We start from the raw sequence: 13,068 nt of genomic DNA, 5'->3' as shown, positions 1-13,068 counted from the left end.
AGGACGGTAAAATGTGAAAAAAGAACTTACAGCAGTAAAAAACAAGATAAAGAAGTTAAGGGATAAGAAGGCTCTGATTGATGAAGAATTGGAGCCTTTATTGATTCGTGAAGAAGAACTTGAAAATGAGGAGATTATTGCCATTTGCAGGAAGAACAACATCACAATTACAGATTTAATGGCAAAGGTTAAAAAGGAACAAACAGAAACGAAAAAGGAGAAAACAGATGAGAACAGTTATGAAAAATAAGGTATTTACAAGGCTAATGACAGTTTTGCTTCTTGTGGTTATGGTCATTATGGCAGCTTACCCATCGGTAGCCTATGCACAGGTTGATGAAAAAGAAGCAGCACAGGAAACACTAAAAGAAGAACCGAAAAAACCGGAAATTACAGTTATTAAAAAGGAAGAAGAAAAAGAAGTCCGCTATCCCAATAAGTTAAATGCGAAAGAACCTGAGAACTTAAAACAAAATAATGCGGCTTCAAACGGTGAAAAGGCAAATACAAATAAGGGAGTGGCTTCCGCTCCCTCAAAAGCAAGAGCTTCCGTTACTGAAAACAAAGATAATGCGAACCAAGATTATCCGATTCATCATAACAGCGATAAGGACAATAAAGAAACAGACAAATATTCAGCCGATGCAAGACAGTTTATTACCTTTAAGACGAAGAACGGTAAGACCTTTCACCTCATTATCAATCACGATGAACAGGGAGAAAATGTAATGCTCCTTACCGAAGTTTCCGAAGATGATCTGCTCAATATGGTTGAAGCAAAGGAAAAACCGAAAGAAGTAGTTAAGGAAGAATCCATAAAGGACGAAGCGAAAGAAGAAACAAAGCCTGAAAAAAAGGAAGAAAAAAGCAGCACCGGAACATATATCCTGCTTGCTCTTGTAACTTTGGGGGCGTTGGGAGCAGGCTATTATTTTAAGGTAGCAAAGAAGAAAGAAGATAAGGAACTGGAAGCCTTAGAGGAAGATGATGATTTTTTCTCGGAAGCGGAAGGCAGCGAAGAAATGGAAAATGAAGAAGTTGAAAATCAGAAAATGGAAGATGAAACAGAAACAGATGACAGTGAAGATGAATTAGAAGAATAATTCTTCACGAAAAACATATAATATTCAGAACATAACACAGGGCGAGAGAACTACAACTTTCGCCCTATTTTACTGAGAACAAGGAGGAAAAACGATATGGAACTTGTGATAGCAGAAAAACCAAGCGTTGCCTTATCCATTGCCAAAGTGATTGGGGCAAAGAATAAAAAAGACGGACACTATGAGGGTAACGGGTACAGAGTAAGCTGGTGTGTCGGGCATTTAATTCAAATGGCAAATCCCGATTCTTATGATGAAAAGTATGCAAAATGGAATATTGACGACTTGCCGATTATTCCAAGTGAGTATCAGTACGAGGTGGCAAAGGCAACGAAAAAGCAGTTTAATACACTTAAAAAACTGATGAACGATAAGGAAATTGATACAGTTATCAATGCCTGTGATGCAGGACGAGAGGGAGAAGCTATCTTTAGACTTGTATATCTTCAGGCAAGTTGTAAAAAGAAGATGAAAAGGCTTTGGATTTCATCAATGGAAGATTCTGCAATTAAAGACGGCTTTGATAAGCTAAAAGACGGAAAAGACTATGACAATCTTTTTGAGTCGGCACAGGCAAGGATGGTAGCAGATTGGCTTGTCGGGATGAATATCAGCAGGCTTTATTCCTGCATGTATAAGCAAAACTATTCTGTGGGCAGAGTTCAGACACCTACCCTTTCCATGATTGTTAAAAGAGATGACGAGATAGCCAACTTTAAGAAAGAAAAATACTATACGGTAGAAATTGAACTTGACGGCTTTACTCTTTCGACAGAACGAATTGACAGCTTGGAAGTGGCAGAACAGCTTAAAAATTTACTCGAAAACAGAATAGAAATTGCGGATGTCATTCAGAAAGAGAAAATTATAAAGCCTGATCTGCCCTTTGACCTTACAACCTTGCAAAGAGAGTGCAATAAGTATTTCGGATACAGTGCAAAACAAACCCTTGATTACGCACAGAGTTTATACGAAAAGAAGCTGATTACTTATCCAAGAACGGACAGCAGATATTTAACCGAAGATATGATTACAAGCACAGTCAACAATATCTTAGGAAAAAATGATTTTGATACAGAGCGTATCAAGGTAGTATTCAACTCTAAAAAAGTTACGGATCATCATGCGATTATCCCGACCGTATCATCGCTCAGTGAAGATATATCAAAACTTCCTGAAAGTGAAGCAAAAGTATATCGACTGATTTCTAATAAGTTTCACGCAAGTGTAGGCTATCCACTCACCCAAAATACTACAAAAATTGTAGCTGAATTTGACGGTTTTGAATTTACAAGTACCGGCAAGGTAATTAAAGACGAGGGCTTTACAAAGTATTTGAAAGAATATATGTCTAAGAAAAATGAGGAACCTGTTTTGCCGGAGATAAATGTGGGTGACGTCCTTGAAATAAAGGAGAAAGAGATTAAAGAAAAGTACAGTCAACCTCCTAAACACTTTACAGAGGATACACTCCTAAAGGCTATGGAGCTTGCAGGTAATGATGCACTGGAAAAAGGTGTTGAAGTGGAAAGAGAAGGACTTGGAACACCGGCAACAAGAGCAGGCATTATTGAAAATCTGATTTACAAAGAATTTATTGAACGAGATAAGAAGAATCTGATTGCAACACCGAAAGGAAAAAGCCTGATAGAGATTGTTGCAGATAACTTTAAATCGGCAGAAATGACGGCACAATGGGAAATGGAGTTGTCTGATATATCACAGGGCAAATCTTCCAAAAAAGAGTTTTTAGAAAAGATTGAGGAACAGATAAAACATACGGTAGAGGAACACCAGAAGAATGAATAGGAAAAATGAATAGGAAATTAAATCCCCCGAAATCGGGGGAATTAGAAAAAGGAGGTAAAAATGCGAATCAATGATTTTCATAACATTTTGGAGCTTGTAAAACAAGATATTCTGCATAGCGAAGCGGAATATTTAAAGCTCCTAAAGGTTGTCGGGAACAATCAAAGATATGACTTTAGAAGTCAATTAAGTATCTATGATAAAAATCCTGAAGCAACAGCTTGTGCCAAGTTCGACTATTGGCGTGAACGCTTTCATCGAACAGTTATGCGAGGACAGAAAGGGATTCCGATTTTAGAGGACTACGGAACATATAAAAAGGTTGACTATATCTTTGATGTAAGCCAGACCGTTTCAAGAAACAGAAATGTCAATGAGGTCAATCTTTGGCGATTTGATAAAGAAGCTCATCAAGAGGTCTTAAAGGAAATGATAGCAAGTGAAGGCTATGAAGAAAGCGAAAGTAATCTTGAAAATATCTTTTCCTTAAGCAGAATTTATGGCGATGAAAAGATAGACAGCCTGATGAATGAGCTTAGAATAGCTGATGAGGACAGAACATCCTTTGTCAAATTTTTAAGGGATTCCATCAGCTATGCAGTAGCTTCAAGATTTAAGTTATACTACCCTATGGATAAGGAGCTGTTAAGAGAAAATTTCAAAAGACTGGACAGCATATCCCTTATGAGTCTTTGTGAAACCGTATCGGATATTAGTGGAAATATCATAGATACAACCATTCAAAAGAGCAAAGAGATAGAACTTCAAAAAGGAGTTTTAAGAAGCAGAGAAGCAGGATATAATAAGATTAAAGAAGAAATTGAGGGAGGAGAAAACCATGTACTTCGACGAGATGATCAGGAAAGAATTAGTGAAACCGAGCGAGTTTTCAGAAATGGAGAGTATGGACGAAATAATAGAGAAAATCAGGGAGAATACTCTGAACCATTTGGAGGAACAGACGGAATTTATCAGGGAATTTCCGAATCCGACCTACGCAGTGATGAGGCTGGATTACCTTTCACAGAGCGAGGAGCAGAGCCGCTTCGAGATGTTAGTGGATCTATACAAGGAGAAGAAGCTGACAGAACACCTGATGGACATTCAGAAACAGGCGATAGCATTTATGAGAACAGAGAAACCGAAACTGATGGCATCTTGGAAGATCAAGAGCGAGAGCGATCCACAGTATGGGGCGATGATTTCAGCCTTGAAGGAAATGACCATCAAGGAAATCGTCGAAATCTAAAAGAAAATACTGAAGTAGAGATAAGAGAAGCTGACAAGGCTTCTTTTTATTTGCCTGAAAACTCTTACGGACAGATAAGGCTTAGCATCCCTCTTGCTCAGAAAGATATAGATACTGTCCTTATTAACGGGGGAAATCACGATGGGGGCAGACTTCCTATCATTGCCGAGTTTTCCAAAGGAAAAAGCAATGAAGAATTGGGAGAATATCTTAAAAATACTTTTCAAGGGGGAAACGGCTATATCATTGACGGAAGTGAAATCTCAGCTTGGTATTCGGGTAAGGGGATTCATTTTGCTTCCGGAACATTAGTAAGAGAAGATAACACACAAGTTTTAAGTTGGAGTGATGCTGCCAACAGAATTGCTGAACTTTTGGAAAACGGAGAGTTTGCTACCAATGTGGAGATTTCAGAAGCCTTGGATTATGAAAGGGATAGAATTTCAGAATTTCTATGGTATCTCATTCACGATTTGAGTGAGGAAGGAAAAGAACAAGGCTTTTTTGAATTTCTCGAAAAGGGAGGTGGCTTTCCGGATGAAACAAAACGATTATCCGAGGCACTGAAAAATCCTGAATACCTTGTAGATGTTATCAAAGAGTATGGACGATTTTTAGAAGCATATAGAGAAGATAGAGATGTACTAAGGTTTCACTATCACAAAGTAGACAGCCTTTATCAGAAGCTACAGGAGCTTGAACTGTCAAGAAAAGAATACAGTACCAATCTAACCGAACTTCCGAAAGTAAAAGCCTTTATTACGGAAGATGAAGTCCTTGCTACCCTTTCAAGGGGAAGCGGAATCGATAGAGGAAAAGAGAGAATTACAAAGTTTTTCAAAGAGAACCATACTTTACAGGAAAAAGCCGACTTCTTAAAAGATGAATACGGAACAGGAGGAAGAAGCCATGCGGTATCAGGTTTGACAGGCAGTGGAGAATGGCATGATGCCAAAGGAATAAAACTGGAAAAGAATGATTGCAGCGATGTGTTCCTTACTTGGTCAAGTGTGGCAAAGCATATTGATGAGCTGCTTTCTAAAAATCTTTATCTTGAAGAAAAGAAAATAGAAAGTAAGGCAGAGAGAGAAGAAGAAAAAGAGCCACAAAAATCACAATATTATTCTAAAGATGAACCTGAAAATCTGATGACAAAGGAAATGCTTGAAAGAGTACCGGAACTTTACGCACAGGAAGAAATTGATTTAGCGGATAAGGAAGTTCATGCAGCATATATCATTCCTTTTAGAAGCAACTGGACTTGGTATATGACGGAGTACGACAGAGAAAGCGGTGATGCTTTTGGTCTTGTTTTAGGGATTGAACCTGAATGGGGATATTTCAATCTTGAGGAACTGAAGGAACTAAACGCACAAAGACTTATTTTAGAGGATTTTCCAAAGACTTTTCGAGAGATTAAAGATACAGAGCTTGTAAAACAGATGAGCGAGGAAGAAATAGACCGAGTATTTAACGGGCAGCTTTCCTCAAAAGAGAATCATAAGGAACAGGAAATCTTTTATCTTAGTGATGAAATGGGAATTTCATTAGAAGAAGCAGAGGTTATTATCAACGATAGGAACAAATTATCAGGTGTTAATGCAGAGGATAAAGAAAAAGAAGCAGATGACATAAATGCCCTGCCTGATGAAAAAATTGCTATTAAGGTCGGCACAGAGTTCATTGTGGCAGATAAGTCTGATGTAGCTCATATCAATTTATCCGAAGCGGAAAATAGCGTGGCTCTTGGCGGTGTAAAGTACAAGCTGTTTTATGGAGAAAGCTATGAAGATAGCAAAAAGGTTGATGAACTGATAGACAGCTACGGCTATACAGCGTATCAGCTAAAAGAACATTTAAGAATAGATACAGCCGAGTATAAAACTTATGAAAACTTTGAAGAAATGGAAGAAACACTTGAGAAAAGTCCTGTTCAACCTACCCTATTTGACTACATTTGGCAAAAGGAAGAAGTAGAGCTGAATGAAAAAGAAGAAAGTCTTACAGAACAATTTGCAGTGAAACAAGGTGATACCGTCTATTTTGACCATGAAGCATATATCGCAAGGGATATTGAAAAAAATAAAGTAAACGGAAAGCCGGAGGTATGGCTTTATCCGGCAAGAGATGGAAATAGGCAAATTGCAATCGTACCGTTTATGAATAATGAGGAGCTATTAAGAAAGATAAGCCTTGAAAGACCAAACTTTTTGGTTGGCGATGAAGTGAGATACAAGGATAAGGACTGTACGATTACCCGCTTTGATAATATGGGAAATAACCTAAAGACCGTAACGGTTATGGACAATACCGAATATCTTGGCGGTATGATAACCGGCTCCGATGTGATTCCCTATCGTTTGGATAGCGACCTTGAGAGGATATTTGAAAATCTGACATACAAGAAATCGAAAGATATAATTCAAGATATTGATGAAAAGGCAGAAAAACCTAAAATAGAAGCTCATAACTTTAAGATTACCGAAGAAATCCTCCCTGAAAAATTAACGCCAAGTGAAAGGTTAAACCAAAACCTTGAAGCAATCTCCATGCTTAAACGAGTGGAGAGTGGACAAAGAGAGCTTGACAACACCGCTCAGGAAGTCTTGGTAAAATATGTCGGTTGGGGCGGACTTTCTGAAGTCTTCGATGAAGAAAAGGGCGGTCAGTGGGATACCGCAAGAAAATTCCTAAAAGAAAATCTATCGCCTTTAGAATATGAAGCAGCTAAGGAATCTACCTTAACTGCCTTTTTTACGCCTAAAACAGTCATTGACAGTATCTACTCTACCCTGTCAGGAATGGGCTTTAAGACTGGTAATATCTTAGAACCGTCAATGGGCATCGGAAACTTTATCGGCAATCTTCCTGATGAAATGAGTGAGTCAAAGTTTTACGGTGTAGAGCTTGACTCGGTAAGCGGTCGAATTGGAAAACTTCTATATCCGGAAAGTGATATACAGATTAAAGGACTGGAAGAAACTTCCTTTTCCAATAATTTCTTTGATGCTGTTATCGGTAATGTACCCTTTGGAGAGTACAAGGTCAATGACAGGGAGTATAACAAAAATAACTTTCTGATTCACGATTATTTCTTTGCCAAGTCCATTGATAAAGTCAGAAATGGCGGTATTATCGCTTTTATAACATCTTCAGGGACGATGGATAAAAAGGATGAAAGTGTCAGACGATACATTGCAGCAAGGGCGGAGTTTTTAGGAGCCATCAGACTTCCGAACGATACCTTTAAGGGCGTTGCCGGAACGGAAGTAACATCGGACATTATTTTCCTAAAGAAAAGAGATAGTATTAGAGAAAGGGATGAGGACTGGGTACATCTATCTGAAGATGAAAAGGGACTTGTATATAACAAATACTTTGTAGATCATCCCGAACAGGTACTCGGCACAATGCGTGAAGTATCAGGAAGATTTGGAAATACCCTTGCTTGTCTACCGAAAGAAAATGCTGACTTAAAGGAATTACTTACAAAAGCAGGTACAGAAATATCAAAGAACGCAAAGTATGAGGAAATAGAGCTGCTTGATGATGAAATCACATCTATCCCTGCCACAGATGATGTCAAAAATTTTTCATATACTATCATTGATGACGAAGTGTATTACAGGGAAAATTCTCTTTTTGTAAAAAAAGAGATAACGGACAAAAACAAAGAAAAGATTAAAGATTATCTTGAGCTGAATACTGCCCTTAAAGATGTCATTTACAAACAAAAGGAAGATTTTTCCGACGATGAAGTGAAAAAATCACAGGAAAAGCTGAGTGAAATCTATGACAGTTTTTCTAAAAAGCATGGCTATGTCAATAACCTAAGTAATACCAGAGCCTTAAAAGAGGACAGTAACTTCCCTCTTGTTTCCTCCATTGAAATCCTTGACGAAGAAGAAAACTTCAAGGCAAAGGGGGATATATTCTCCAAGAGGACAATCACAAAGGCAAAGACCATTGACCATGTGGACACTTCCCTTGAAGCACTGGTATTATCAGTATCCGAAAAAGGATATGTGGATTTTGAGTATATGGAAAACCTGACAGGAAAAGACAGACCTACTTTGATTGAGGAGCTTAGAGGAGAGATTTATCTAAGTATCAGGGAAGAACAGAACTTTTACAGACCGCTATCCTTTAACCTCGAAGATGGGGATTTACCTTTTGCCTGTGCAAATGGTAGCAATTCATATAAGTATGGCTATGTTACAAAGGACGAATACCTATCAGGAAATATCAGGGATAAAATCGCCATTGTTGACAGCTATCTTTCAAAGCTAAGACAGACCGAAAGAGAACTTCCTCATCTTGGGTATGCGGAAGATGGAAAAGAAAAAGAGCTGATAAGCTATGAGATGAACCGTTTGGAATATCAAAAATCAGAACTTACCAAAGTATTACCGAAAGAACTGGAAGCAAGTGAGATCAGCGTTCGTCTTGGTGCAACTTGGATACCGATAAAAGATATAGAAAAGTTTATCTTTGAAACACTGAAAACACCGGGCTGGGCAAGATGGGATATTAAGGTTAAATTTTCAAATCTCACAAGTGAATGGAATATTGAAGGAAAGAGCAGAGATAAGGGCAACGATCTTGCAGAAATGACCTACGGAACATCAAGGGTAAACGGATATAAGCTGATTGAAGATGCCTTAAACCTTAAAGAAACAAAAGTCTTTGACCAGATTGAAAATCCGGATGGCTCGAAAAGTTCTGTGCTAAATAAAAAGGAAACTCTCCTTGCAGGACAGAAACAGGAGCTTCTAAAAGAAGAATTTAAGAACTGGATATTTAATGATCAGGAAAGAAGAAGCAGACTTGTAAAGCTCTACAATGAGCGTTTTAACTCTATCAGAAATCGTGAATATGACGGAAGTAACCTCTCTTTTGAGGGAATGAATACGGAAATAGAGCTTAGACCTCATCAAAGAAATGCCATTGCAAGAAGCCTTTACGGAGGAAATACCCTGCTTGCCCATGTGGTGGGAAGCGGAAAGACCTTTGAGATGGTCGCTTCCGCAATGGAAAGTAAAAGGCTTGGAATGTGTAGTAAGTCGCTCTTTGTCGTGCCGAATCACCTGACAGGTCAAATAGGCAGAGAGTTTATGCAGCTTTATCCGTCAGCTAACATTATGGTGGCTGATAAAAAAGACTTTGAGCCAAGAAACAGAAAGAGATTTATCGGTAAGATTGCTACCGGAGAATATGATGCGGTTGTAATCGGTCATACGCAGTTTGAAAAAATCCCAATGAGTAAGGAATATCAGGAGAAACATATTCAGGATCAGATTGATGAAATTTTGAACTATATTGAGGAATACAAGCACGACAGAAACCAAAATTTTACGGTTAAGCAACTTGAAAAGACCAAGAAAAAACTGGAAGCAAGGCTTGAGAAACTAAACGATGATTTTAAGAAAGACGATGTCATTACTTTCGAGGAACTGGGTGTAGATAAGCTTTTTGTGGACGAAGCACATGGATTTAAGAATTTGTATCTTCATACAAAAATGCGTAATGTTGCAGGGATTGGGCAAAGTGAAGCCTTTAAGTCATCCGATATGTTTATGAAATGTAGATATATGGACGAGATGACAAACGGGAAAGGAATAGTCTTTGCCACAGGAACACCAGTAAGTAATTCTATGACGGAGCTTTACACCATGCAGCGTTATCTTCAGTATGAAAACCTAAAGAAGAATCACTTGGAGCATTTTGATGCTTGGGCAAGTACCTTCGGGGAAACTCAGTCCGCCTTTGAACTTGCTCCTGAAGGAATAGGATACAGGGTGAAAACAAGATTTTCAAAGTTTTATAACCTACCTGAATTGATGTCCATGTTTAAGGAAGTAGCAGATATTCAGACCGCAGATATGCTAAATCTTCCAACACCTGAAGCACACTATGAAGTAATTAAAACCTTGCCGAGCGAGGAACAAAAAGAAATCCTAAAGGGATTATCTGAAAGAGCGGATAAGGTTAGAAATAGAGTGGTAGAACCTGATGAGGATAATATGTTAAATATTACTAATGATGGTAAGAAACTTGCCCTTGACCAAAGACTGATCAATCCCCTACTTCCTGATAATCCTGACAGCAAGGTGAATGTTTGCGTGAAAAATGTCTTTAGTATTTGGGATAAGACCAAAGAAAATAAGTCTACACAGCTTCTATTTTCCGATATGTCCACGCCAAAAGGAGATGGAGAATTTAACATTTATGATGATATTAGGGATAAACTTGTAGCTATGGGCATACCGAAAGAAGAAATAGCATTTATCCACGAAGCGAACTCCGATAAACAAAAGGATGAACTCTTTGCAAAGGTGCGTAAGGGAGATGTGAGGATATTACTTGGTTCAACTCAGAAAATGGGAGCAGGCACGAATGTGCAGAATAAACTGATTGCACTGCATGATTTGGATGTGCCTTGGCGTCCTGCGGATCTTGAACAGCGTGCGGGTAGAATTGTAAGACAGGGTAACGAAAATGAGAAAGTAAATATCTATCGTTATGTAACGGAGAATACATTTGATGCCTATTTGTGGCAGACGATAGAAAACAAACAGAAATTCATTTCTCAGATTATGACCAGTAAGACTCCTGTTCGTGTGGCGGAAGATGTGGATGAAAATTCCCTTAACTATGCGGAGATAAAAGCCCTTGCAACAGGAGATCCAAAGATTAAGGAAAAGATGGACTTGGATAATGAGGTTACAAAACTTAAAATGCTTGAAGCAAACTACAAGTCCAATCGTTACAGATTAGAGGATAAGGTCGCAAAAAATTATCCGGAAGAAATTGCAAGGACGGAAAAACTCATTGAAGCTGTTAAGAATGATATAGCAAGTGTAGAACCTAAAGCGGTAGGTGAGGAAAAGTTTACTTCCATTACTATTTTAGGCGAGAAGATTACTGATAAGAAATTAGCCGGAGAAAAACTTCTTGAAGCTATCAAGACTATAAAAATCAATGAAAGTAAGATGATAGGAAAGTATAGAAATATGGATTTAGAGGTCAACTATAACTTCTTTACCAATGAGCATAACTTCAGCTTAAACGGTGCTGCAAAGTATTCAGGAGAGCTTGGCATAAGTGCAGACGGTAATATCATAAGACTGGATAATGCTCTTGAGAAAATGCCTGAGAAATTAAAGAGGCTTGAAGAAAAGCTCGTTAGTACCAAAGAACAGCTTGAAAATGCCAAAGAAGAACTTAAAAAGCCGTTTGAAAAGGCAGATGAACTGAAAACTAAAGTATTAAGGCTTGCCGAACTGAATAAGCTGCTCGATATGGGAGAAGTGGAAGAAAAGAGAAATGACAATCCCCTTGTGGAAGATGTAAAACGAGCGATTATTGACTTCTGTAACAGAGAGTATGAAGAAAACCACAGCTACGATGAATTTGACACGCTATATCCTGATTTAAAGCATATCGGGATTGCCTATACCAATACGCCCGATGAAAGACATGGGATTCAGTACGAACTGAATTTAGAAGCTAAAACATGGACACAGTATATTGATGATACTCCAATCAAAACAGAGAGCTTCGACTATGAAAACAAGGGAGAGAACGAAGCTCTAAGGAATATGAAAAATGAGATTGAGCTATCCTCTTTTGAAGATTTGATCTATGTGGATTCCGAAGATTTAAGAGCAGCAACGGGACTTGATATTGATGATGAAGGAAACTTCTATGATCCGCTTGCAAAAGACCTCGACAATGACGGTATCATCGACAGATATGACAATGACTTCAGGGACAGCGATTACTTTGAATCAACCTATGATGTGGAAGATAATCTTCATACAAAAGAGGAAACTTCTCAAAGAACGGAAGATAAACCGTCTATTTTAGGACAGATCAGAGCTTATCAAAGTGAAAGCAAAACGGAAGAGAAACAAACTACAAAAGAACAGGAATATGCAAGATAAGGGAGCGAACAGCTCCCTTTTACCATGAAAGGAGATATAAAAACATGGATTACAAAACAATAAGGGATAGGATTGAAGATATGGCAAAGGATAACCACAAAGATTTTGTGAAGGCGGTTATCAGCATGGAAAAAGGAATTAACGATGAGAGTGCCTTAGATAAGCTCTATGATGCTTATATGGCAAATGATACCATCAATCTGCTTCATGAAGATTTCGATTACATGATTGAAGATTTAAGAGAACAGGGACAGATAAAAGACCTGCCCTATGTTCAGCAGGAGAAAGATGACCTTGTAAATATTGTCGGAAATGTTGTAGGCAATGTAGATGTAATCGAAAGAGAAAATAAGAACGGAGAAGCCTTTAAGGTGGCAAATTTCTCCGTAGTTTCCAAAGATGATGACGGGAATAAGGTATATCATAATTGCTCCGCTTATGGAGAAAAGAGTGATATTCCAAAGGACTTTAAACAGGGAGATTTTGTGAAACTTTTTGGTCAAATCAGAACTTCTATTGATGATAACGGCAAGGAGCATAGCAATGTAAGGATATTATCCTCAAAGCTCTTAAAGGCGAAAGAACAGATGAAAGGACAGGATAAGAGTCAAGAGATTGCTAAATTGAAAAGCGAGATAGAAGAAAGAGAAAAAGACTTATTTTATGCTGATTCTTGGGAGCAATCAGGACAGATTAGAGCAGATATTGAAAAAATGAATGCTAAGTTAAATACCTTGATCAATTCTGAAAAAGGTCAAGAAAACGGTAAAAAATCCATACTTGGTGCTATCAAAGAATATCAGGCAGAAGATAAAGAAAAGCCAAAAGTAAAGCAGGAATCGTCAAAAGAAACGGAAAGATAAGATGATGGTCGGTGTGGTCTTCGGACTGCACCGGCTCTTTTTTTGTCTATATGTTTACTTTTACGCTTATATAATATATAATAAGAGCGTGAAAGGAA

Annotated in this window: 5 protein-coding genes; all 5 read left to right on the top strand. The window is 38.1% G+C overall.

Translation table 11 applies throughout. The features are described from left to right. The first annotated feature begins 13 nt into the window (after positions 1-13). The 5 genes from AXE85_RS05100 to AXE85_RS05080 all read left to right on the top strand — a co-directional run bounded on the left by AXE85_RS05100 (position 14) and on the right by AXE85_RS05080 (position 12,970). On the top strand, positions 14-250 hold the full coding sequence (locus tag AXE85_RS05100; RefSeq protein ID WP_062173614.1) for a hypothetical protein: 237 nt from the start codon (positions 14-16) through the stop codon (positions 248-250). Beyond that, positions 228-1,103 (top strand): CD1107 family mobile element protein, encoded by an 876-nt coding sequence (locus AXE85_RS05095; RefSeq protein ID WP_062173612.1) that lies wholly within the window; start codon positions 228-230, stop codon positions 1,101-1,103. The genes AXE85_RS05100 and AXE85_RS05095 overlap by 23 nt, the downstream gene beginning before the upstream one ends. Before the next feature lie 96 nt (positions 1,104-1,199). Next, positions 1,200-2,912, top strand: a complete 1,713-nt coding sequence (locus tag AXE85_RS05090) for a DNA topoisomerase 3 (RefSeq protein WP_062173610.1) — start codon at positions 1,200-1,202, stop codon at positions 2,910-2,912. Between the two features lie 60 nt (positions 2,913-2,972). Then, positions 2,973-12,107 (top strand): helicase-related protein, encoded by a 9,135-nt coding sequence (locus AXE85_RS08635; protein WP_062173608.1) that lies wholly within the window; start codon positions 2,973-2,975, stop codon positions 12,105-12,107. A 44-nt stretch (positions 12,108-12,151) separates the two neighbouring features. Beyond that, positions 12,152-12,970 (top strand): hypothetical protein, encoded by an 819-nt coding sequence (locus AXE85_RS05080; protein WP_062173607.1) that lies wholly within the window; start codon positions 12,152-12,154, stop codon positions 12,968-12,970. The last annotated feature ends 98 nt before the right edge of the window (positions 12,971-13,068 follow it).

Source organism: Gemella sp. oral taxon 928, from assembly GCF_001553915.1.
Taxonomy (GTDB): domain Bacteria; phylum Bacillota; class Bacilli; order Staphylococcales; family Gemellaceae; genus Gemella; species Gemella massiliensis.
Note: the sequence above shows the minus strand (reverse complement) of the source record. Positions and strands in the feature narration are given on the sequence as shown.

Excerpts from the sequence above, each read along its gene's own strand:
- AXE85_RS05095 (WP_062173612.1), top strand. The coding sequence starts at position 228 with ATGAGAACAGTTATGAAAAATAAGGTATTTACAAGGCTAATGACAGTT.
- AXE85_RS08635 (WP_062173608.1), top strand. The coding sequence starts at position 2,973 with ATGCGAATCAATGATTTTCATAACATTTTGGAGCTTGTAAAACAAGAT.
- AXE85_RS05090 (WP_062173610.1), top strand. The coding sequence starts at position 1,200 with ATGGAACTTGTGATAGCAGAAAAACCAAGCGTTGCCTTATCCATTGCC.
- AXE85_RS05080 (WP_062173607.1), top strand. The coding sequence starts at position 12,152 with ATGGATTACAAAACAATAAGGGATAGGATTGAAGATATGGCAAAGGAT.